The organism is Mycobacterium sp. NPDC006124 (assembly GCF_040614235.1).
Lineage (GTDB): Bacteria > Actinomycetota > Actinomycetes > Mycobacteriales > Mycobacteriaceae > Mycobacterium.
Window position 1 is genome coordinate 1 of the sequence record NZ_JBEXUA010000016.1, and the last position, 22562, is coordinate 22562.

Here is a 22562-nt window from a genome sequence, read left to right on the forward strand (position 1 = left end):
GAACCCACGTCCCTACGTGTGGACCAAGACCGCCGATCAAATCCTCGCCAGCATCGGCAACTACTGCCAACGAATTAACGACTCAGAACACTAGTGCACCGCCGTCGGCGGCGCATCAACGCAATCGACTGGGCCGGGTGGCGACGTCGTGCGGGAACGTTTCGCCCCCTACGCCGAGCGCTTCCTGAACTGAATCCCTCGCCGAGCGCACGCTTGACGTACGCAAACACCGAGAGACCCCGCGAACAAGCGTGCAGTCGGCGGAGATCAGATGGTGACCTCGTTCAACGTGCCCGTCGCCACGTCGAACACGAACCCCCGCAGTGACGAGTGCAAGGTGACGAAGGGACTGGTCTCGATGCGTCGCAGCGACTGTCGAACGTCCTCGTCGAGATCGGCGAACGCCTCGGCAGCCCACTCGGGCTTGAGGCCCGTCTCGTCCTGGATCTCCTGCTTGAAACCGTCGTCGGTGAAGGTCAGCATCCCGCAATCGGTGTGGTGGATCAAGATGATCTCGCGAGTACCCAACAGTCGCTGACTGATTGCCAGGGAACGGATCTCGTCATCGGTCACCACGCCACCGGCATTGCGGATGACGTGCGCCTCCCCCTCGGCCAGACCCAGGATCCGGTACACGTCGAGGCGGGCGTCCATGCACGCGACGACGGCGACGTGCTTGCTCGGCGGCAACGGCAGGGGACCGCTGAACGCCGCGGCGTATGCCTCGTTGTTCTTCAGGTATTCGTCGGTCACGGACACTGAGATCTCCTCCACGGGCTGACGACGGAGATGACGCTAGTCGCCGTCAGCCCGCGGCCGGAGGTTCAGGATCGTGATGATTGAAGATCGTAGACGGTCGTGCCGCCGACGTCGGTCTTGGTGAAGGTCTTCTCCACCCACGCCGTGATGTCACCCGCCGAGCCGGTGCGGTGCCAGTTCGGCCCGCCTCGGCCCGAGTCGGCCAGGAAGTAACGCACCTGGCCGTCGGCCACGTACTGCTGGAACTGCGCCAGCGTCGGCGACGGATCCCCACCGGTGAAGCCACCGATCGCCATCAGCGAGGCACCGGTCTTCAGCTCCAGATCGCCGACCTGCATCGAACCGATACCGGCTGCGGCCCAGCGGGTGTGGGTGCCCTCCAGTAACGCCTCGAGTTGGGCACTGTCGCCACGTCCGCCGGGGCCGCCGGGACCGCCCGGTCCGCCAAAGCCACCGAAGCCGCCCGCCTTCTGCGGACCGGACATGGTGCCGGGGCCGCCGTGGGCGTTGGCTGCGTTGTAGATCGAGAACGCCGTCGGGCCGCCCAGGCCGACGACGATCGTGGCGAGCACGACCGCCACCGTTGCCTTGCCCAGCCGGTTCGCCCGCAACGCGAGCAGCAGGGCCACCACGACCGATCCGACGAGCACGATCCATCGGATCGCCGGCCACCAGTCGGGGGTTCGATCGAGCAGGACGAAGGACCAGACGCCGGTACCCAGCAGCATTACGGCCAAAACCACGCGCGCCAGCAGCGCGTCACGACGCGCCACGAGCTGAGCGACGGCGATGCCGACCAGTGCCGCCACGGCGGGCGCAAGCGCGACGTTGTAGTAGGGATGCACCGTGCCAGCCATGAAGCTGAACACCGCGCCGGTGACCAAAAGCCAACCACCCCAGAGCAACAACCCCGCACGGACGCGGTCGGTGCGCGGCGCCCGCAGCGTCAGCCAGGCCAGGGCGACCATGCCGATCAGGGCGGCGGGAAGCAGCCAGGACGCCTCGGCGCCCATCGACGCCCCGAACAGCCGGCCGATGCCGGGCTCGCCGCCGAAGAAGAGGTTCGCCCCGCCGCCGGGACCGTGCCCGGGTCCGGGGCCGCCGCCACCGAAGCCACCGCCCTCGTTGCCGGCGATGCGCTCGATGCCGTTGTAGCCAAAGGCCAACTGCAGCAGGCTGTTGTCGGTCGACCCTGCGATGTAGGGACGGGAATCGGCTGGCCACAGGCTGACGAGTGCGATGTACCAGCCAGCAGAGACGATCATCGTCGCGCCGGCGACGAGCACCGCGCCCAGTCGCCGCCACACCCCGAACGGCGCCGCGACCAGAACGGCGACCGCGAGTCCCGGCACGACCAGGAAGGCCTGCAGCATCTTGGTCAGGAAGGCGAAGCCGACGGCGCACCCGGTCCACGCCATCCACGTGGTCATCCGTCGCACCGTCTCGGCCTCGATGGCCCGCACGGTGCAGTAGGCGGCGACCAGCAACAGCAGCACCAGCAGCGCGTCGGGATTGTTGAAGCGGAACATCAACGTCGCCACCGGGGTGAGCGCCAGCACCAGGCCGGCGATCAAACCGGCCGACGGGCCGCTGGTCCGCCGCACGGTGAGGTAGAGCATCGCGACCGCGCCGACGCCCATCAACGCCTGGGGCAGCAGCATGGTGAACTCGTTGAACCCGAACAGCCGGCCGGACAGACCCATGACCCACATCGCGGCGGGCGGCTTGTCGACCGTGATCGCGTTGCCGGAGTCCAGCGAACCGAAGAGCCACGCCTTCCAGCTCTGCGTGCCGGCCTGGGCGGCGGCTGCGTAGTAGCTGTTGGCCCACCCGGAGGAGCCGAGCCCCCACAGGTACAGCACGCCGGTGCCCACCAGCAGCGCCCAGAACGCGGGGCGCGTCCAGCGTGGTGCGGGCGGTGCGCCCTGGTCATGGGGAACGGCGTCGCGGGCGACGTCGTCGGCTGTCAGTGTCACGGGTGATTCCCTCGTCAGTGTGGTGGTCGGACTCAGCGGTTGCGGCGGGGGTGGAACACCCAGCCGCGCAGGAGGACGAAGCGGACGGCGGTCGCCAACAGGTTGGCCAGCACCAGCACCGAGAGTTCGACCATCTTGTGCGGCTGGTCGACGAAGGCATGTAGCCCGGCCAGCGCGCCGCTGGTGATCGCCAGTGCGATCGCGAACACGATGAGCCCCTCCACGTGGTGGCGGCCTGCCTTGCTGGTGCCCGAGACGCCAAAGGTGAAGCGGCGGTTGGCCGCGGTGTTGGCGATCGCCGTCACCAGAAGCGCGGTGAAGTTGGCCACCTGTGCGCCGATCAGCGGGTGCAACACCATGAACAACAGCAGGTAGGCCACGGTCGACGTGACGCCGATGGCACCGAACCGGACCACCTGGCGGAACAGCGAGTTGGGCGCGGCCGTCGACGACTGCGACGGGGCCAGTTGGGCGGCAATGGCATTCACCGGGATCGAGCCGCTGGCGAACCCGCGGAGCAATCGGCCGACGCCCTTGAGGTCCGCGGTCGCCGTCGCGATGATGTCGACCCGGCTGTCGGGGTCGTCGACCCAGTCGACCGGAACCTCGTGGATGCGCAGACCGCTGCGCTCGGCGAGCACCAACAGTTCGGTGTCGAAGAACCAGCCGGTGTCGGCGACGTGGGGCAGCAGCCGCTGGGCGACGTCGGCGCGGATCGCCTTGAAACCACACTGGGCATCGGAGAAGCGGGCCTGCAGCGTCGAGCGCAGGATTAAGTTGTAGCAACGCGAGATGATCTCCCGCTTCGGCCCGCGCACGACGCGGGAGCCCCGACCGAGCCGGGTGCCGATGGACAGGTCCGAGTGACCGGAGATCAGCGGGGCGACGAGCGGGCCGACCGCGGCCAGGTCGGTCGACAGGTCGACGTCCATGTAGGCCAGGACCATCGCATCGGATTGCGACCACACCTGATGCAGCGCGCGTCCGCGGCCCTTCTCCTCCAGCCGTACCGCGCGCACGCCGTCGAGTTCCTCGGCTAGCGCAGCCGCGATGCGCGGGGTGTCGTCGATGCTGGCGTTGTCGGCGATGGTGATGCGGACCCGGTAAGGGAAGCTGTCGGCGAGGTAGCCGTGCAGCCTGCGCACCGAGTCGGCCAGGGCGGCCTGCTCGTTGTAGACCGGGATCACCACGTCGAGCACGGGGACGTCGAGCCTGCGGGCCTCCAAGGCGGCGTTGGGCCGAGATCCGAAGGCGATCTCCCGGGGAACCATGGCGACCTCCGTGAGGTCCACATCCTGAATGTCGGTCATGTCTCCATCGTCGTGCCGCGGATTGTGGTGGCCGTTGGCGCGAGCTATGCGTCGGCTATGAATGAGTCGGCGCCTTCGTCAGGTCGTACAGGACGACGCCGTCGACCGTGACGGGCGAGTAGTGCGCCTCGACCCATTCGCCGATGTCGGCGGCCTCGCGACTGCCGCTCGAACCGCGGCCCACCGGCATGCCGAACATGGAGTGCGCGCGGATGAAGTAGTGGATTCGACCGTCGGCGACGTCGCTCTGGAACTCCGCGAGCGTCGGCGCCGGATCGGTGCCGTTGAACCCGCCGACGGCCATCACCGGAACCCCGGAGCCGAGTTGGTAGCCCGCGGCGTTGCTCGAGCCCACCACCGCCGCGGCCCACTCGAATCGGTCCGCACCGTCGGTCAGCAGGTCGACGAGCCCAGGACCCGCCTTGGGGATGTCGAGGAAGCCACCGCCGGGACCGCCCGGACCGCCGAAGGCGCCGCTCCCCCGGGCCGGGCCGACCGACGGAATGGCTCCGGCGTGCGGCGTGGCGGCCGTCGCGAGCGAGTAGGCCGTCGGTGCGGCCAGGCACGCCAGGATCGCCAGTCCGGCCACCCCGGTGGCGACGCGTCGCGGCAGCCGGCCGACGACCAGGAGCAACACGGCGGCGCCGATTCCGGCGACGGCGACGGCGGTACCGAGCCACGGCAGCCAGTCATGGCGGCGGGCCAGCAGCACCGCCGCGAGGATCGCCGTCACCGCAACGGTGCCGGCCAGTGCGATGGCCGACCGGACGTCGGTTCTGTTGCGCCACAGCAGGACCGCGCCGATACCGATGCTTCCGCCGATCGCGGGCGCGAGGGCGACGGTGTAGTACTGATGCAGGATCCCGTTGGCGAAGCTGAACACCACGGCGGTGACGACCAGCCAGCCGCCCCACACGATCAGGCCGGCCCTCGCGGGGTCGGTCCTCGGGGCGCGGCGGGTCAGGATCAGGCCGGCGGCGACGGAGATCACCGCAGCGGGAATCAGCCAGGCGCTGTAGGTGCCCATCGAGACGCCGAACAGCCGGCCCCAACCGACGTCGAAGTTCATGTTGCCCAGGCCGCCGGTCTCCTCCCCGGTGAGTCTGCCGATTCCGTTGTAGCCCAATGCCAATTCGACGATGCTGTCATTCTGGGAACCGCCGACGTAGGGCCGCGACGACGCCGGCCACAGCTCCACCAGCAGCAGATACCACCCACCGCTGACCACCATCGCCGCCAGCGCTCCGGCCAGCCTGAGCAGCCGGGTTCGCAGCGGCACGGCGGCGGCGATCAGATAGGCCAGCCCGAACGCGGGCAGCACCAGGAAGGCCTGCATCATCTTGGCCAGGAAGCCGATGCCGACAGCCGCACCCGCGCCGATCAGCCACCACCGGTTGGCATCCCGCTCACATGCCCGCTGGACGCAGTAGGCACCGGCGACGAGGGCGAGCACCAGCAGGGAGTCCGGGTTGTTGAAACGAAACATCAACGTCGCGACGGGGGTGAGCGCGAACACCGCGCCGGCGAGCAACGCCGCCGACGGACCGGCAGCCCGGCGCACCGCGGCGTAGAGCAGCCCGACCGCGGCCACGCCCTCCAGCGCCTGCGGCACGAGGATGCTCCACGAGCTGAGTCCGAACAGCCGCACCGAGAGGTCCATCACCCACAGCGCGGCGGGCGTCTTGTCCACGGTGATCGCGTTTCCGGCATCGCTGGACCCGAACAGCATGGCCGTCCAATTCTGGGCGCCGGCTTGAACGGCCGCCGAGTAGAAGCCGTTGGCCCAACCGCTGGCCGACAGGTTCCACAGGTACAGCAGCGCCGTGGCCGCCAGCAGGACGCCGAGAGCGATCCGCTCCCCGACCGTCGCGGGTGCACGCTGCGGGTCGACATGGTCGTCGGCGCCGTCGGCGGCGTGCGCGGGGCGCGTCAGTACGGCGGTCACCTCATTCATCGTCGGCACGTCGGCTAGGTACCGTATTGGTTCGAGCTGTGCGCAGGCTGTGAGCTCTCCGTGTACGTGGGCAACCGGACGACGAACTCCGTGCGGCCGGCGTCGCTGCGCACCGCAATGGTGCCGTCGTGCGCCTTGACCACGGCGGCGACGATCGCCAGACCCAAACCCGTGCTGCCCCCGGCCGGGGCGGCCCCCGACCGCGAGCGGGACGTGTCACCCCGGGCGAACCGCTCGAAGATCTCCGGCAACAGGCTCGCGGCGATGCCCGGTCCGTCGTCGGCCACGGTGAGCACGGCGGTGTCACCGTCGCGACTCAGCGACGTCGTGACCGAGGTACCCGCCGGCGTGTGAATCCTGGCGTTGGCCAACAGGTTCACCAGCACCTGCTGTAACCGCGCCTCGTCGCCGACCACCGTGACCGGATCCTCGGGCAGGTCGAGCGCCCACTCGTGGTCGGGCCCGGCGACGTGCGCGTCGCTGACGGCGTCGACGACGAGCCGCGACACGTCGACCGGTTCGCGCACCAGGGCCCGCCCCGAGTCGAGCCGCGCCAGCAGCAGCAGATCCTCCACCAGGTGGGTCATGCGACCGGTCTCGGACTCGACGCGACTCATCGCGTGAGCGACGTCGTCGGGTAGTTCGCGCCGCTTGCGTTGCGCCAGTTCGGTATACCCGCGGATCGCGGCCAACGGCGTGCGCAGCTCGTGGCTGGCGTCGGCGACGAACTGACGCACCCGCGTCTCGCTGGCATGCCGTGCCGACAATGCCCCGGCGACCCGGTCGAGCATCGTGTTCAGCGCGGTGCCGAGCTGACCCACCTCCGTGTGGGCGCCGTCCGGGTCGACGCGGACGATCTCGCTCGGCAGGTTGACCTCGCCCTTGTCGAGTTCCAGGGCCGCGACGTCGCGCGCGGCCTCGGTGACCCTGGTCAGGGGTGCCAGCTGACGCCGGATGACGAGGATGCCGACGGTGGCGGCCGCGAGAAGAGCGATCGCCCCCAGGATGCAGAACATGCCGACCACCCACAGCAGGGTGTCGTCCACGACCGCCGTCGGCAGTCCGGTCACGATCGTCTCGCTGCCATGGCGGGCATGAAGCGCGATGACGCGATACCGGCCGAGACCGTCGAGCTCCATCGTCATCGGAGTGCGTGTCGGCGGGACCTTGGCCAGGGCAGCAGACGCCGCCGAGGTCACCTCGGCGCGGCCGCCGTCGGGGGTGATGACACCGGCGTCGACGGCGCCGTCGCGGGACACGACGGCACCGACGGTGCGCGTCGCCTGGCCGGGCGCGTTGAGAAAGCCCGGCCCCGGACCGATCTCCGGATCGAACATCCGGTCGCGGAACGGAACGGGCAACGACCTGGGGGGTGGCAGGTCGAAGATCGCCGCCGAACGCTTCCCCGCCTCCACGAGCTGGTTGTCGAGCTGACGCATCAGAAAGCGTTCCAACGCGAATTCGGTGGCGATGCCGATGCTCGCGCAGACGACGGCGAGCAGCACGACCTGGGTGAGTAGCAGCCGGACGCGCAGCGACCACGTACGCGGCGAGAGCACCTTGCTGTGTGGTTCCGACCGCCGAGCGGCGCCTGCGCTCATCGCGGAGGCTTGAGCACGTACCCGGCGCCGCGCAACGTGTGGATCATCGGCTCGCGGCCGCTGTCGATCTTCTTGCGAAGGTACGACACGTAGAGCTCGACGATGTTGGACCGGCCACCGAAGTCGTAGCTCCACACCCGGTCGAGGATCTGCGCCTTGCTCAGTACCCGCTTGGCGTTGCGCATCATGAACCGCAACAGCTCGAACTCGGTCGCGGTCAACGTGATTGGCTCCCCGGCGCGCGTGACCTCGTGGCTGTCCTCGTCGAGCACGAGGTCCCCGACCACGATCTGCGCGCCGCCCGTCTCGTCGGCCACCCCGGTGCGCCGAAGCAACGCGCGCAGCCGCAAGACGACCTCTTCGAGGCTGAACGGCTTGGTGACGTAGTCGTCGCCGCCCGCGGTGAGTCCGGCGATGCGGTCCTCGATCGAGTCCTTCGCCGTGAGCAGCAGCAGCGGCAGACCGGGAATCTGCGCGCGAAGCTCGTGCAGGACGTCGAGTCCGCTCATGTCGGGCAACATCACGTCAAGCACCACGACGTCGGGTGGGTTCTCCTTGGCCAGCGCGATGGCCGTCTGCCCGTCACCCGCGGTCGAGATGTCCCAGCCCTCATAACGCAGAGCCATGGACACCAGCTCGGCGAGCACCGGTTCGTCGTCGACCACCAGCACGTTGATCGGCTTGCCGTCCGAACGGCGCATGACGAGCCGGGCGGGGTCGGCGTGTTCGCGATCGGCGCCGTTCATGGTGGTCACGTCCTCAGTGTGAATCCGCGCGATGGGGGGCTCCTGTGCCGACCCTATGCCCAAGCTGTGAAGACCGGCTCACAGCTGGCGCATAGTCTCGACCGGCACAGTGGCTGTCGTGAACACGTGGGGAATGCGCAAGACGCTCGGCGCCGTCGCGGTGGCGGCTGCCGTCGCTGGCGTGGGAGGGGTGGCCGTCACGGCGGCGACGCAGACGAACTCTCACGGCGACTTCGGCGGATTTGGTGGATTTGGCGACTTCGGTGGCGGACCGCCCGGACCACCTCCGGGCGGACCGCGAGCCCAGCACGAGCCCGGCACTCTGCACGGGGAGTACGTCGTCGCGGGCGATCATGGCGGATTCTCCACGATCGTCGAACAAACCGGCACGATCACCGCCATCTCACCGATCTCGGTGACCGCCCGCAGCGCAGACGGCTTCTCCCAGACCTACGTTCGCGAAGCGCCCGGGGCAGGCACGCCGACCTTCGTCGCCGGGGACACGGTCGTCATCACCGCGACGCGAGAAGGGGAGGCCGCCATGGTCTCCACCATGGGACCTCCCCCGTCGCCTGGTCGGTGAGCCAGGATCAGAGCGCATCCTGCTGCTCGGGCGGCAACTCGGCCGGGCCCTCGATCTCGGGGACCGCCGACGACGTGGTCGGCGTCTGTGGTGCCGTGGTCTCGGTCGTGGTCTCGCCGGTCGTGGCGTCCACCGTGGGCACGGGGCCCGGGGTCGACGGCTCGGCGGAACTCGACGACGCCGCGGTCAACGCGCCACCCGCGATCAGTGCCCCTGCACCGACGCTTGCGGCGATCACCCTCATGCTCTTGCCGTTCATGGTCGTCCTCTCGATCGGGGCTGTTCGGACCTCGGAGGTTTGGCCGACCCCCGCTGCACCCTCGGGTAGCCCCAGCGGACGCGCATCAAACACGAAGCTTTCTGCCAGTCAAGACTCACGTGGACCGGAGAACGGCAATCAGCGGTCCATCTCCTACCCTGTGGCCATGCAGTTTCCGACGGGCGCGTCATGACGCGCTTCCTCGCCCGCCGGGCGCTGAACTACGTCGTTCTGCTCCTTCTCGCCTCGTTCCTGACCTTCGCGCTCGCCTCCTGGTCATTCAAGCCACTCGACAGTCTCGAGGGTCGCAACCCCCGGCCCCCGCAGTCGGTGATCGACGCCAAGGCAGCCGAACTCGCGCTCGACAAGCCCATCCCCCTGCGTTACGTGCATTGGGTGTCGGAGGCCGTGACGGGAGACTTCGGCACGACCGTGGCCGGACAGCCGGTGTCCGACGAACTGGGACGGCGCATCGGGGTGAGCCTGCGGTTGGTGTTCCTCGGCTCGGTTCTGGGCACCGTGATCGGTGTGGTGGTCGGAGCGTGGGGCGCCGTGCGGCAGTACCGGGTGTCAGACCGGGTGATCACCGTGCTGTCGCTGCTGTTGATCAGCATGCCCACCTTCGTCGTGGCGAACCTGCTGATCCTCGGCGCGCTGCGCGCCAACACCTCACTCGGCTTCAACCTCTTCGAATACACCGGCGAGTCCTCGCCGACGCTCACCGGCGGGGCCGGAAGCCAATTCGTCGACCGCCTGCAGCACCTGGTCCTTCCGACCACCACGCTGGCCTTGTTCTCCATCGCCGGGTTCAGCCGATATCAGCGCAACGCGATGCTCGACGTGCTCGGGCAGGACTTCATCCGCACCGCCCGCGCGAAGGGCCTCACCCGACGCCAAGCGTTGTTCAAGCACGGTCTGCGCACGGCGCTGATACCGATGGCCACGCTGTTCGCCTACGGCGTGGGTGGACTGGTCACCGGAGCGGTGTTCGTCGAGAAGATCTTCGGCTGGCACGGCATGGGCGAGTGGGTCGTTCAGGGCATCGCCACCCAGGACACCAACATCATCGCCGCGATCACGGTGTTCACCGGAGCCACCATCCTGCTGGCCGGGTTGTTGTCCGACGTCATCTACGCGGCCCTGGATCCGAGGGTGAGGGTGGCGTGAGCGAACCCGTGACCACCGAGGCGTCGTCGACGGCTCGATCTGGCGTGGCGGCAGGCCGATTCGCCTCCCGCCGCACGCTGACCACCCGCCGCTTCCTCGGCAACCGCCTCGCGGTGGCCGCGCTGGTCGTGCTGGCGGTGATGTTCGTGGGGTGCTACGCACTGCCGCCGCTGCTGCCGTGGAGTTACACCGATCTGGACTTCCTGGCGTTGCAGCAGCCGCCGAGCACCAGCCACTGGTTCGGCACCAACGGCTTGGGCCAGGACCTGTTGGCACAGACGTTGCGCGGCATGCAGAAGTCGCTGCTGATCGGCGTCTGCGTGGCGTTCCTGTCCACGATCATCGCGGCCACCGTCGGCGCCGTGGCCGGCTACTTCGGTGGGTGGCGGGACCGCACGGCGATGTGGGTCGTCGACCTCCTGCTGGTCGTGCCGAGTTTCATCCTGATCGCGATCGTGACACCGCGACTCGGGGAGTCGGGCCGAGTGTTCTCGTTGATCCTGCTGCTGGCGGCGTTCAGCTGGATGATCAGCGCGCGCATCGTGCGCGGCATGACGATGAGTCTGCGCGAACGCGAATTCGTCACCGCCGCAAGGTACATGGGTGTGTCGAACCGGCGGATCATCGTTCGTCACGTGTTGCCGAACGTCGCGTCGATCCTGATCATCGACACCACCCTCAACGTAGGCGTCGCCATCCTCGCCGAGACCGGCCTGTCGTTCCTGGGCTTCGGTATCCAGCCGCCCGACGTCTCGCTGGGCACGCTGATCGCCGACGGCACCCCGTCGGTGACGACGTTTCCATGGGTGTTCCTGTTTCCGGCCGGAATCCTGGTGCTGATCGTGCTGTGCGCCAACGTGATCGGCGACGGCCTGCGTGACGCCATCGACCCGGGCAGCAAGCCCCGCCGGCGGCGGCGCTCGTGAGCGAACTGCTGGAGGTCAAGGATCTGCGCGTCGGCTTCAGCAGCGACGCCGAAGACGTCGAGGCCGTCCGCGGCATGACGTTCGACGTCGAACCCCGGGAAGTCGTCGCCCTGGTCGGCGAGTCCGGCGCGGGCAAGTCGGCGACGGCGATGGCCGTCGTCGGGCTGCTGCCGGAGTACGCGCGGGTGTCGGGATCGGTGCGACTGCACGGCGACGAACTCATCGGCCTCGACGACCAACGGATGTCACGCATCAGGGGGCGGGTGGTCGGCACCGTCTTCCAGGATCCGATGTCGGCGCTGACGCCGGTCTACCCCGTCGGCCAGCAGATCGCGGAGGCGCTGCGAGTGCATCAGCGCGACCTGAGCCGCGCGGCCGCTGCGACACGGGCCGTGGAACTGCTGGAGCTGGTGGGCATCTCGCAGCCGCAACGCCGGGCCAAGTCGTTCCCCCACGAGCTCTCCGGCGGTGAGCGCCAGCGCGTGGTGATCGCGATCGCAATCGCCAACGACCCGGACCTCATCATCTGCGACGAGCCGACGACGGCGCTCGACGTCACGGTGCAGGCGCAGATCCTCGACGTGTTGCGCACCGCCCGCGACGTGACGGGTGCGGGCGTGCTGATCATCACCCACGACCTCGGGGTGGTCTCGGAATTCGCCGACCGGGCGCTGGTCATGTACGCCGGCAAGGCCGTCGAGACGGCCCCGGTGGCCGGCCTCGCCGAGCGCCGGGTGATGCCCTACACCGTCGGCCTGCTGGGTTCGGTGCCCCGACTCGACGCCGCCCAGGGCTCGCGCCTGGTGCCCATTCCCGGCGCTCCCCCGTCGATGGCCGCCCTGCCCCCGGGCTGCCCGTTCGCGCCCCGGTGCCCGATGGCCGTCGACGACTGCCGCACCGCGGAACCGGAGTTGGTGCCGATCGGGCCCGGTCACGGCGCGGCCTGCATCCGCACCGACGACGTCGCCGGCCGCTCGGCCGCCGACGTGTACGGCGTGTCGACGGCGCCGCCGGACGCCCGGGCCGACCCGGACGCTCCCGTCGTGCTCCGTGTCGCGGATCTCGTCAAGACCTTCACCCTGACCAAGGGAGCGGTGTTCCGGCGCCGCATCGGCGAAGTGCGGGCGGTGGACGGCGTCAGCTTCGAGCTGCGGCAGGGCCAAACCCTGGGCATCGTGGGGGAATCGGGCTCCGGAAAGTCGACGACCCTGCACCAGGTCCTGGAGTTGACTGCACCCCAGGGTGGTTCGATCGAAGTGCTCGGCCACGACGTCGCCACCCTCGATCACCGCGCCCGCCGGGCGCTGCGTGGTGACCTCCAGGTGGTGTTTCAGGATCCCGTCGCCTCACTGGATCCACGGCTGCCCGTCTTCGACGTCCTGGCAGAACCCTTGACCGCCAACGGCTTCGACGACTCGAGCATCGACGAACGCGTCGCCGAGCTGTTGACCACCGTCGGTCTGCGGCGCGAGGACGCCAGCCGCTACCCGGCCGAGTTCTCCGGCGGCCAGAAGCAGCGGATCGGGATCGCCCGTGCGCTGGCGCTGCGACCGAAGATCCTGGCGCTCGACGAACCGGTGTCCGCCCTGGACGTCTCGATTCAAGCCGGCATCGTCAACCTGCTGCTGGATCTGCAGGAGCGCTTCGGCCTCTCGTATCTCTTCGTCTCCCACGATCTGTCGGTGGTCAAGCACCTCGCCGACCGACTGGTCGTGATGTTCCAGGGGTCGATCGTCGAGTCGGGTGACGCGGCGGAGATATTCGCCCGCCCTCGGCACGACTACACGCAGAAGTTGCTGGCCGCCGTGCCGCAGCCGTGAGCGGTTAGAGTCTGTCCCATGCAGATCCGACGTCTCGCCAGTGCACTTCTCGTCGCCGGACTCGTGCTCGCCGGGTGTTCCGGCGGCAACCAGGAGGCACCGTCGGCGGGCGGCAAGGCCGAGGTCGGCTCCACCAACGACATGAACCCGCAGGATCCCGCCTCGTTGCAGGAGGGGGGCAACCTGCGCATCCCCCTGACGAACTTCCCCGACAACTTCAACACGATGCACATCAACGGACCCACCTCCGATGCGGCCGCGATCTCGAGGGCCACCATGCCCCGGGCGTTCCGCATCGCCGCCGACGGCACCGCATCGGTGAACACCGACTTCTTCACCAACGTGGAGTTGACCAAGACCAATCCCCAGGTCGTCACCTACACGATCAACCCGAAGGCGGTGTGGAGCGACGGCACGCCGGTCACCTGGGAGGACATCAAGTCCCAGATCGACGCGACCAGCGGCAAGAACAAGGACTTCGCCATCTCGGCGCCCAATGGCAGCGACCGAGTCGCCTCGGTGACGCGCGGCGTCGACGACCGCCAAGCCGTCATGACCTTCGCCAAGCCCTACGCCGAGTGGAAGGGCATGTTCGCCGGCAACACCGTTCTCTCGCCCAAGAGCATGACCGCCACCCCGGAGGCCTTCAACAACGCACAACTGAAGGGTCCGGGCCCGTCTGCGGGGCCGTTCATCGTGACCGCACTGGATCGCACGGCGCAGCGAATCACCCTGGGCCGCAACCCGAAGTGGTGGGGAACGCCGCCACGGCTCGACACGATCACGTTCCTGGTCCTCGACGACGCCGCGAGGCTGCCGGCACTGCAGAACAACGCCATCGACGCCGCCGGGCTCGCGTCGCTGGACGACGTGACGATCGCCCGCCGCACCGCGGGCGTGACCATTCGGCGGGCACCGAGCCCCAGCTGGTACCACTTCACCTTCAACGGCGCGCCCGGATCGATCCTCGCCGACCCCAAGCTGCGCAACGCGATCGCCAAGGGCATCGACCGCCAAACCATTGCCAACGTGGCCCAGCGCGGACTCGCCGACAACCCGGCACCTTTGAACAACCACATCTACGTGGCAGGCCAGAAGGGCTACCAGGACAACAGCGGCGTCGTGGCCTTCAACCCCGAGGAAGCCAAGAAGGAACTCGACGAGCTGGGCTGGAAGATGAACGGCCAGTTCCGGGAGAAGGACGGCAAGCAACTCGTCATCCGCGACCTGTTCTACGACGCGCAGAGCACCCGCCAGGTGGGCCAGATCGCCCAGAACAGCCTGGCGCAGATCGGGGTGAAACTCGATCTTCAGGCCAAGGGCGGCAGTGGCTTCTTCACCAACTACATCACCGTCGGAAACTTCGACATCGCCCAATTCAGCTGGGTGGCCGACGCATTCCCGCTCTCGGGTCTGACGCAGATCTACGCGTCCCAGGGCGACAGCAACTTCGGCAAGATCGGCAGCCCGGAGATCGACGCCAAGATCGAGCAGACCCTCTCCGAACTCGACGCCGACAAGGCCCGCGCGCTGGCCAACGAGGTCGACGAGTTGGTCTGGGCCGAGGGCGCGAGCCTGCCGTTGTTCCAGTCCGCCGGAAACGTCGCGGTGCGCAGCAATCTGGCCAACTTCGGTGCGGCCGGGCTGGCCGACGTGGACTACACCGCGATCGGGTTCATGAAGTCGTGACGTTGCGCACCGCGCGCGGCACCGCCGACGGCACCACCGACTCCGCGACGGCGGCCGCGGTGATCGCGCGCTTGAGCAGGCGAACGCTGAGCTGGCTTGGCACGGCGTCGAGTTCGGCTGAGCGACTGGGCAGTTCGCCGAACTCGCCGGCGTAGACGGCCTGCACGACGTCCAGCGCCGGACGCTCCTTGGTGTCGATGATGCTGTGCCCGCTGCTGGGCATCTCGACCAGCACCGAATTCGGGACGAGGTTGGCGATCCGGCACGCCACCGCGCGCGGCGTGGTCAGGTCCCGGCCGCCGGAGACGATCACGGTCGGCCAGCTGAACTTCGGCATTTCGGAGATCAGGTCGTAGGGCTCCGCGACGAAGTCGACCTCCCCGGTGGCCATGTCACGCAGCGCCACCGCCGGGTCGAGGGGGTGCCCGTCGGGCACCGCCCCGTAGTTGAGTTCGCGATAGCCGATGCGCCCGACCAGATCCGGCTCGTTGTGGAAGGGCGTCTTGCGCTCGACGAGCAGGCGCGTGCCCAATCCGACCGCACCCCAGACCCAGTCGTGATCGGAGAGCAACAGGTCGAGCTGACGGCCGAGCAGGTCGGCGCCCCCGAGTCCGTACATGTCGGCGGCCAGCTGCGTGGCCGCCGGGGTGAGCACCCCGTCGGCGACCAGCTGACGCACCTTCGCGGCGAGCTCGTCGGTCTCCCCGTCCACGCCGTCCCACAGCACACGACGCACCGCCTCGCGGACCAGGTCGACGTCATCGGCCGACAGCAGCGGCGAATCCAGGATCATCGCGTGAATCCGGTCGGGATGGCGGACGCCGAGCCCCGCAGCCAGATAGGTGCCGTAGGACGCTCCATAGACCACGGCCGACTCGACGTCGGCGTGCTCGAGTACGGCGGCGAGGTCACCGACCACCGCCTCGACGGTCATCGCCTCGAGAGGCAGGTCGGCACCGTCGTCGTCGTGCCGAGACATCCCGACACCGCGGTGCTCCACCATGATGACGTCGAGCCCCTCGGCGACGGCATGCTTGCGCAGACTCCGGTACAGCGCGATCGACGCCGCGCCCGGCCCGCCGGGAATGATCAGCAGCGGGTGGTCGGACTTCTCCCCCGTCCGCACGTAGAACAGGTCGAACTCCTCGGACCCGCCGTCGAGAATGGGCCTGCGCACCGAGGTGACCCCGGGCAACGCGGCCAACCTGTCGTGCACTCGCCGGCGTCCGGCATTCATCGTCATCGCCCCCCATTGTGCCCTCACCGGACGCTCTTAGGTTCGGGGTGAGCCAAAGCAGTGTCGCCGGTGCGGGCCTTGCGTAGAAACGACGACATGACCACCGTCGAGAACAACGCACGCATTCTCCCCGGCTCGCCTCAGTGGGACGAGCTGCTCGGCCGTATCGCGGCAGGAGCCAAGGACCGAGACCTCAACGACGAGAATCCCTTTGACCAAGTCGCCGCCCTCAAGCAGGCCGGCTTCGGCACGCTGCGGCTACCACCGGAGCTCGGTGGCGCAGGATTGACCGTGCCACAGCTGTTCTCCGCGGTCGTCGATGTGGCCCGCGCGGATCCGGTTGTGGCACACATCTTCCGAACGCACTTCTGGTTCACCGAGGAACGGCTGCGCACCGCCGCCCTGGGTGACCCCACGTCACGGCAATGGCTGCGCAAGGTGGCCGACGGGCAGCTCTTCGGCAACGCGTTCAGCGAGAAGGGCACCAATGCCGTCGGCAGCCTGGTGTTCAACACCCGGCTGCTGCCCGATCCGGCGGGCGGCTACCGCCTCGAGGGCGAGAAGTTCTACAGCACCGGCACGCTGTTCTCCGACCATCTGACCGTCACGGCCACCACCGACCACGACTCGGTCGCCACGGTCGTGGTGCCCGCCGACCGCACCGGGGTCAAGCTGATCGACGACTGGGACGGCTTCGGCCAGCGGCGCACCGGCACGGGAACCACCGTGTTCAAGAACGTGGCGGTCACCAGCGACGAGATCCTCACCGATTCGCCCTATGACGCCCAACCCGTGCCGTCGGTGCAGTATGCCTCGCTGCAGCTGTTCATCCACGCCGTCGTGGCCGGCATCCTCGCCGGGGTGGTGGACGACGGGGTCGCCCTGCTGCGATCGCGCGACCGCAGTTTCAGCCACGCCCCCACCGACCGCCCCACCGACGATCCCCTGCTGCAGCGCCTGCTCGGCGAGTTGGCCAGCACGGCCTTCATCGCGAAGGCAGCGGTGCTCGACGCAGCCGAGGCCGTCGCGGTCGCCACCAACTCCGCGGCGACGACACCCGACGGCAACCCCGACGCCCAGCTTGCTCAGGACGCCCAGGTCAAGGTCGCCCAGGTCAAGGTCCACCTCGACGCCATCGCCCCGGAAGCCGCGACGCGGTTGCTGGAGCTCGGGGGCGCCAGTGCGGCCAGCCGGCAGAAGGGGCTCGACCGCCACTGGCGCAACATCCGCACCATCACGCTGCACAATCCGGTGGCCTACAAGGCCGTCGCGATCGGTGCGAACCTGCTGCATGGCACTCCCCTGCCCGCCAACGCCTACTTCTAACACGCGATTCGTGCACGCGTGGTTGCGGTGAGCGCAACTGCGCGTGCACAAATCGCGAGGAAATGAGAACCCCATGACGCGTCAACTGCACCTGGGCGGATTCCAGATCGCCTCCCAGGTCACCCACTCCCACGCCGCATGGCGGCACCCCGGCAGCGACACCGGGTTCACCACGCCGCAGTACTACCACCGCATCGGGAGAATTCTCGAACGCGGCAAGTTCGACTTCGTCTTCTTCGCCGACCTGCTGGCCGCACCGGCCCGCTTTGGGGACGACGTGACCGAACCGCTGCGTCGCGGGACGCAGGCCACCGCGACACTGGACCCGTCGATCGTGGCCGCCAGCATCGCCGCGGTGACCACGAAGCTGGGCGTCGCGATCACCAAGTCCGCCACCTACTTCCATCCCTACGAGCTGGCCCGCATCTTCGCCAGCCTCGACCACGTGAGCAGCGGCCGGGTGGCGTGGAACATCGTGACCTCGCTGACCCAGAGCGAGGCGCAGAACTTCGGCCACGACGAGCATCTTGGCCACGAGCACCGCTACGACCGTGCCGAGGAGTTCGTCCGCACGGCGCTGGAGCTCTGGTCGAGCTGGGATGCCGACGCGCTGGTGTTCGACAAGGAGGCCGGGGTGTTCGCCGACCCCGACAAGGTGCGACGGGTGGATCACGACGGGGAGTACTTCCGCACCCGCGGACCGCTCAACGTGCCGCGCTCACCGCAGGGCCGGCCGGTGTTGATCCAGGCCGGATCGTCGAGCACCGGACGGGACTTCGCCGCGCGATGGGCCGAGGCGATCTTCGAGATCGACCCCACGCCCGAGGGTCGCAAGGCGTACTACGACGACATCAAGAGCCGGGTCTCCGATTACGGCCGTGACCCCGACGGGGTGCAGATCTTCCCGGCGTTCATCCCGTTCATCGGAGAGACCGAGTCCATCGCCCGGGAGAAGCAGGCCTTCCACAACGAACTCGCCGACCCGATCTCGGGGCTGATCACCCTGTCGGTGCACACCGACCACGACTTCTCCCGCTACGACCTCGACGCTCCCGTGGAGGACATCGCCGTCACGGGCACCCAGGGCCTGTTCGACACCGCCCGGCGAGTCGCGCAGCGCGACAACCTGACCCTGCGCGACATCGGCAAGTGGTACGCCCAGGGTGTGCTGCTGCCCCAGTTCGTGGGGACCGCCACACAGGTCGCCGACCAGATCGAGGAATCGTTCACCGCCGGCGAGGCCGACGGCTTCATGGTCTCCGCGGCGCAGTCGCCGGGCACCTTCAACGACTTCGTCGACTTCGTGGTGCCGGAACTGCAGCGCCGCAAGCTCTTTCGCGAGGAGTACACGGGCACCACGCTGCGCGACCACCTGGGCCTTCCGGCCGCGACGTTCCAGACGCCGCGGCGCCGAAGTGTGGCGGCCGCGAGCTAGGCGCTCAGTTCCAGATGGTGGGCGTCGACGATGCCCGCATACCGCTCCGGGCTGCACGTCAGGACGATGACCTGACCGTCGCCGCCTACGGCGTCGAACACCTCGCCCATCCTGGCCAGTCGGTCCGGATCGCTGAAGCCCAAGGCGTCGTCGATCACCACGGGTACGCCGTCCTCCTTGGCCACCAGCGCCGCACTGGCCAGGCGGGCCACGATGCCCAGTTGTTCCTTCGCCCCACCGGACAGTGAGTCGAACGGCACCGTGCAGCCGTTGACGGTGCGATTGAGGATGCGCAGGTCACCGTCGATCTCGACTTCGAAGTCGGCGCCGAACACGATGCGGCCCAACCGCTGCACCTCGGTGCGGAACGGCTCGACGTAGCGCAGTCGGGACTCCTCGCGGTGGCGCGTCATCACCGAGTGCAGCAACTGGGCCGCGGCCGCCCGCCGCTGCACCCGGTCGTGTTCGGTCGTGGCGTGCTCGTACTCGGTCAGCGCCGCGTCGAGCCGACCCTTGCGACCCTCGGAACCGTAGACCCTCAGTTGCGCCGCCACCTCGCGAAGGTCACCGGTGAGGGCCCCGTGGCGCTCGTCGAGCGTGGCCACGGCGGCCTCCGCATCGGCCAGTTCGGCGGCCACCGCCGCAGGGCCCATGTCGGCGAGTTCGGCCTCGAGCGTCGTCACCCCTGCGACGATCGCCGCCGCCCGCTCGGCGTCGGCCTCGGCCTGGATCGCCAAATCGTCGTCGGACTGCGACTCCCGTTGCCGGGCAAGACGATCCGAGGCAGTGGCGACCTCATCGCGAGCGGTGTCCAACTTCGACCTCAACACCGTCACCACACCCGCTGCGCACACGGCCTGCGCGTTGGCCGCGGTGGCGGCGGCGCGGCGCGCCTCGTCGTCCGCCCGCGCGAGGTGGAGGGCCTCGGTCGCCGCCTCGAGTTCGGCCCGGATTGCGTCGACGCCCGGGTCGTCGACGTCACCGGTCGACGCCACCTGCTCCCGCAGTTCCGCCAGTCGGGCGCGCAGGTCGGCGGCCGACTCGTCGCCGAGCAGCGCATCACCGATGGCGCGCAACCGGTCCGCCGTCCCCGACAGCTCGCACCGCCGGGCGTCGGCCACCCGCGCCGCCGCCAGGTCCGGGACACCGGCCTCCTCGAGGAGTGCGGTCAGCATCTCCCGTGCCCTGTCGAGCGTGCCCTGCGAATCCGCCGCGGGCGCACCAGGAATGAGCCGTACGGTCATCACACCGGGCAGTTCGAGCGTGGTCGAGGTCGTCACGCTCTGGGTCCACTCGACCTCCGGCGACATCTCGACCGGTTGACCGTCGACCAGCACCTGAACCGCGACCGCCGCGTCGAGTTCCATTCGCGCCGAGGCGAGTTCGGCCTGAAACGCGGCGCGCTCGGTCGCCAGGGCAGCCATCTCGACGTCGCGCATCACCTCGTCGGTCAGGTTGATCCGCGCCAACTCCGCCTCGACGTCGGCGAGCTCGGCCGTGGTGGCGTCGACCTTGGCCAGCTTGGCCGTCAGTCTCGCGATCTCGTCGCGGCGGGCGATTCGTTCGACGGTTCGACGCACGCCCTCCACCCGTGCCGACGAATCCGCGACCGCGGCACGTGCCGCCTCGGCGGCTGCGGCGGTCGTCACGGCGGCCCGGCCGGTGGTGACCTCGTCCTCCACCGCGACCGCCACCGACGCGTCCAGTTGGGCGATGACGGCCGTGCGCTCGGTCAAGTCGGCGCGCAGCCTGCGGCGCTCGCCGAGCGCGGCTTCCGAAGCGGCCCGGGCCATCTCGGCCGGTGCGGCCAGCGCGCGAGCATGCGCCAGCCGGTCCTCGAGGTGCTTGACGGCGGCCGCGGCGACGCCGGCGACTCGCGTCCGTTCGGCGGCCGGCGCCCGCTCTTGCGAGAGCCGGACCACCTCCTCCGAGAGCTCGGCGTGCCTCACGACGGCCTCGTCCACCTCCTCGACGGCGGCTCGGCACTGCTCGACGTGCAGCCGGGCGTCCCGCAATCGGGTGACCGCCGCGGCAAGGGGGCCCGCCGCGCGGCCGGTCGCGGTGAAGTACTGGCGGCACTCCGCGTCGATCCGGTCGACGAGCAGCGGCTCGGACCCCGACAGCGTCACCGCTTGGCCGGCCGCGGCGTCGAGCGCACGCGCCAAGGCGTCACATCCCGAGAGATCCACCGACACAGTGGAACCCGACTGCAGGACTCGTTGCGCCTGCCACAGTTCTGCGTCGACGGTCTCGGCGAGGATGGCCAGCACCCGCTCGTGAGCCTCGTCGCCGGTGAGCTGCTCGCGCTGCGGCGCCGTGACGGTCAGGCGAGTCTCGGGCCGCTTGTGGAAGCGCTTGTGGTACTCGAAGCGGTAGGGGCCGGTGGAGATGACGGCCGTGATCTCGGCACCCTCGTCGACGTGAGTCGGCTTGACCTGCTTGACCTCCTTCTTGGTCGAGCGGTCCTTGGACTCCAGCAGCAGGTCGAGCGCCTCGATCATCGAGGACTTGCCGATCTCGTTGGCACCGGAGACGACGACCACGCCGCGGTCGGGGAACTCGACGTCGCGGTGCGCCACACCTCGATAGTTGCGCAGGACCAGGCGGTGCAGCTTCACGCCACGTTCCCCCGATCGGTCAGTCGCAGGAGCAGCGCCAGCGCCGCCCGGGCAGAGTCGGCCTGCGCGGTGTCGGTGCGCGCCGTGGCCACCAACTCGTCGACGGCAGCGGCGGCGAAGCCACCGATGCCCAGGTCGTCAAACTCGCCGTCGGCGGGCATCACCGCGATGTCGGTCTCCCTGTCCCACGTGCCGAGGGATGCGAACAGGCGGGCGTACTTGTCCAGGCAGGCGTCCAGCGCCGCCTTGTCGGTCACCGTCAGCGTGCCGGTCAACGCGATCTGCACGACGGTGCGCTCCTTGTCGGGCAGCTGGTCGAGGTTGATGTCGAGGTCGACGACTTCGCGTGCGTCATCGACGGATCGACGCAACGTCAGGAACTTCCAGCGACCGACCCGCCGGCCGTCGACGTGGACCGCCCGGGCCGGGTCGCGTTCGTCGACGTCGACCACGAGGACGTGACCGGGGTCGGGCTCGACGTGGTCGTAGTTGGTGACCTCCTGCGAACCCGAGTACCAAACGCGGCCGGTGGACCCCACCTGGGTGCGCGAGTGCTTGTCGCCAAGCGCGACGTAGTGCACGGCGCCGCGGGTGAGCGCCGCCTCGACGGTGGCCAGCCGGATCAGCGACGGCTTGTCGCGATCGGGCTCGAAGAGATCCATGCCCCCATGCCCGACCGCGATGCGGGTGACGCCGTCGGCGGGAATCCCCTCGAGGACCTCACCTAGGAGATCGGTGGTCGGCTTCTTGGAACGCCAAGGCGCCGCGACGATCTCGAGACCGGGGCGCACCTCGAACGTGCCTGCACGGTCGAGGACCACGACGTTGTCCGGGCGCTCCGCGGCGAACAGTGCACTGGTGTAGACCGAGGACGCGTCCAACGGATCGTGGTTGCCGGGAAGGAGATACACCGGCACGCCGATGGCCCGCATGGCCTCCAGGGACTGGCTGACGTCACGCGGGGCCAGTTGGTTGTGCTCGAAGACGTCACCGGCGACGACGACGAACTCGGCGCCCGTCTGCGCCGCCACCGCACCGAGGCTGGCGACCGCGTCGCGGCGCGCGGCCGAATACCGCGGCTGCGCCTCACCGTTGAGGAAGTGGCGCGTCATGCCGAGCTGCCAGTCGGCGGTGTGCAGGAAGCGCATGCGGCGAG

Annotated in this window: 17 protein-coding genes; 7 read left to right on the plus strand and 10 right to left on the minus strand. The window is 69.1% G+C overall.

Annotated features, from left to right (window positions below):
- Positions 1-267: 267 nt before the first annotated feature.
- The 6 genes from ABZ195_RS24430 to ABZ195_RS24455 form a co-directional block, all read right to left on the minus strand.
- Positions 268-759 (minus strand): carbonic anhydrase, encoded by a 492-nt coding sequence (locus ABZ195_RS24430; protein WP_355222351.1) that lies wholly within the window; start codon positions 757-759, stop codon positions 268-270.
- 65 nt (positions 760-824) lie between these two features.
- The gene (locus tag ABZ195_RS24435) at positions 825-2729 is read right to left on the minus strand and encodes a glycosyltransferase family 39 protein (RefSeq protein WP_355222525.1); all 1905 of its coding nucleotides are present in this window, start codon (positions 2727-2729) and stop codon (positions 825-827) included.
- 38 nt (positions 2730-2767) lie between these two features.
- A complete protein-coding gene (locus ABZ195_RS24440) occupies positions 2768-4045 on the minus strand; it encodes a bifunctional glycosyltransferase family 2/GtrA family protein (protein WP_355222353.1) in 1278 nt (425 codons plus the stop codon).
- A 55-nt stretch (positions 4046-4100) separates the two neighbouring features.
- Positions 4101-5897, minus strand: a complete 1797-nt coding sequence (locus tag ABZ195_RS24445; protein ID WP_355222527.1) for a glycosyltransferase family 39 protein — start codon at positions 5895-5897, stop codon at positions 4101-4103.
- 116 nt (positions 5898-6013) lie between these two features.
- The gene (locus ABZ195_RS24450; RefSeq protein ID WP_355222355.1) at positions 6014-7600 is read right to left on the minus strand and encodes a HAMP domain-containing sensor histidine kinase; all 1587 of its coding nucleotides are present in this window, start codon (positions 7598-7600) and stop codon (positions 6014-6016) included.
- On the minus strand, positions 7597-8301 hold the full coding sequence (locus tag ABZ195_RS24455; protein ID WP_355222529.1) for a response regulator transcription factor: 705 nt from the start codon (positions 8299-8301) through the stop codon (positions 7597-7599). The genes ABZ195_RS24450 and ABZ195_RS24455 overlap by 4 nt, the downstream gene beginning before the upstream one ends.
- Before the next feature lie 163 nt (positions 8302-8464).
- On the opposite strand from ABZ195_RS24455, the gene ABZ195_RS24460 reads away from it, so the two are divergent.
- Positions 8465-8929, plus strand: a complete 465-nt coding sequence (locus ABZ195_RS24460) for a hypothetical protein (protein WP_355222357.1) — start codon at positions 8465-8467, stop codon at positions 8927-8929.
- A 7-nt stretch (positions 8930-8936) separates the two neighbouring features.
- Here the strand turns inward: ABZ195_RS24460 and ABZ195_RS24465 are convergent, their stop codons facing one another.
- Complete coding sequence (locus tag ABZ195_RS24465; protein ID WP_355222359.1) at positions 8937-9188, minus strand: hypothetical protein; 252 nt, start codon at positions 9186-9188, stop codon at positions 8937-8939.
- Positions 9189-9377: 189 nt separating this feature from the next.
- Between ABZ195_RS24465 and ABZ195_RS24470 the strand changes: the two genes are divergently transcribed.
- From ABZ195_RS24470 to ABZ195_RS24485, 4 genes are read left to right on the plus strand one after another with little or no spacing between them, the layout of a single operon-like run.
- Positions 9378-10355 (plus strand): ABC transporter permease, encoded by a 978-nt coding sequence (locus ABZ195_RS24470; protein WP_355222361.1) that lies wholly within the window; start codon positions 9378-9380, stop codon positions 10353-10355.
- Between the two features lie 44 nt (positions 10356-10399).
- The gene (locus tag ABZ195_RS24475; protein ID WP_355222531.1) at positions 10400-11281 is read left to right on the plus strand and encodes an ABC transporter permease; all 882 of its coding nucleotides are present in this window, start codon (positions 10400-10402) and stop codon (positions 11279-11281) included.
- Complete coding sequence (locus ABZ195_RS24480; RefSeq protein WP_355222363.1) at positions 11278-13101, plus strand: ABC transporter ATP-binding protein; 1824 nt, start codon at positions 11278-11280, stop codon at positions 13099-13101. Before ABZ195_RS24475 ends, ABZ195_RS24480 begins: the two co-directional genes overlap by 4 nt.
- A gap of 18 nt (positions 13102-13119) precedes the next feature.
- Entirely contained in the window at positions 13120-14790 is a 1671-nt protein-coding gene (locus tag ABZ195_RS24485) for an ABC transporter family substrate-binding protein (protein ID WP_355222365.1), read from the plus strand.
- On the opposite strand, the gene ABZ195_RS24490 is transcribed toward ABZ195_RS24485, so the two are convergent.
- Positions 14777-16033 (minus strand): alpha/beta fold hydrolase, encoded by a 1257-nt coding sequence (locus tag ABZ195_RS24490; RefSeq protein WP_355222367.1) that lies wholly within the window; start codon positions 16031-16033, stop codon positions 14777-14779. The genes ABZ195_RS24485 and ABZ195_RS24490 overlap by 14 nt on opposite strands.
- 90 nt (positions 16034-16123) lie before the next feature.
- Here ABZ195_RS24490 and ABZ195_RS24495 point away from each other — a divergent pair, with 90 nt between their 5' ends.
- Both ABZ195_RS24495 and ABZ195_RS24500 read left to right on the plus strand, forming a co-directional pair.
- Entirely contained in the window at positions 16124-17353 is a 1230-nt protein-coding gene (locus ABZ195_RS24495) for an acyl-CoA dehydrogenase family protein (protein ID WP_355222369.1), read from the plus strand.
- 73 nt (positions 17354-17426) lie between these two features.
- Positions 17427-18788, plus strand: coding sequence for an LLM class flavin-dependent oxidoreductase (locus ABZ195_RS24500; RefSeq protein ID WP_355222371.1), 1362 nt, complete (start codon positions 17427-17429; stop codon positions 18786-18788).
- On the opposite strand, the gene ABZ195_RS24505 is transcribed toward ABZ195_RS24500, so the two are convergent.
- Positions 18785-21406, minus strand: a complete 2622-nt coding sequence (locus ABZ195_RS24505) for an AAA family ATPase (RefSeq protein WP_355222373.1) — start codon at positions 21404-21406, stop codon at positions 18785-18787. The genes ABZ195_RS24500 and ABZ195_RS24505 overlap by 4 nt on opposite strands.
- Positions 21403-22554, minus strand: a complete 1152-nt coding sequence (locus tag ABZ195_RS24510) for an exonuclease SbcCD subunit D (RefSeq protein WP_355222375.1) — start codon at positions 22552-22554, stop codon at positions 21403-21405. The genes ABZ195_RS24505 and ABZ195_RS24510 overlap by 4 nt, the downstream gene beginning before the upstream one ends.
- Between the last annotated feature and the right edge of the window lie 8 nt (positions 22555-22562).

Excerpts from the sequence above, each read along its gene's own strand:
- ABZ195_RS24440 (WP_355222353.1), bottom strand. The coding sequence starts at position 4,045 with ATGACCGACATTCAGGATGTGGACCTCACGGAGGTCGCCATGGTTCCC.
- ABZ195_RS24450 (WP_355222355.1), bottom strand. The coding sequence starts at position 7,600 with ATGAGCGCAGGCGCCGCTCGGCGGTCGGAACCACACAGCAAGGTGCTC.
- ABZ195_RS24455 (WP_355222529.1), bottom strand. The coding sequence starts at position 8,301 with ATGCGCCGTTCGGACGGCAAGCCGATCAACGTGCTGGTGGTCGACGAC.
- ABZ195_RS24465 (WP_355222359.1), bottom strand. The coding sequence starts at position 9,188 with ATGAACGGCAAGAGCATGAGGGTGATCGCCGCAAGCGTCGGTGCAGGG.
- ABZ195_RS24470 (WP_355222361.1), top strand. The coding sequence starts at position 9,378 with ATGACGCGCTTCCTCGCCCGCCGGGCGCTGAACTACGTCGTTCTGCTC.
- ABZ195_RS24485 (WP_355222365.1), top strand. The coding sequence starts at position 13,120 with ATGCAGATCCGACGTCTCGCCAGTGCACTTCTCGTCGCCGGACTCGTG.
- ABZ195_RS24490 (WP_355222367.1), bottom strand. The coding sequence starts at position 16,033 with ATGACGATGAATGCCGGACGCCGGCGAGTGCACGACAGGTTGGCCGCG.
- ABZ195_RS24495 (WP_355222369.1), top strand. The coding sequence starts at position 16,124 with ATGACCACCGTCGAGAACAACGCACGCATTCTCCCCGGCTCGCCTCAG.
- ABZ195_RS24500 (WP_355222371.1), top strand. The coding sequence starts at position 17,427 with ATGACGCGTCAACTGCACCTGGGCGGATTCCAGATCGCCTCCCAGGTC.
- ABZ195_RS24510 (WP_355222375.1), bottom strand. The coding sequence starts at position 22,554 with ATGCGCTTCCTGCACACCGCCGACTGGCAGCTCGGCATGACGCGCCAC.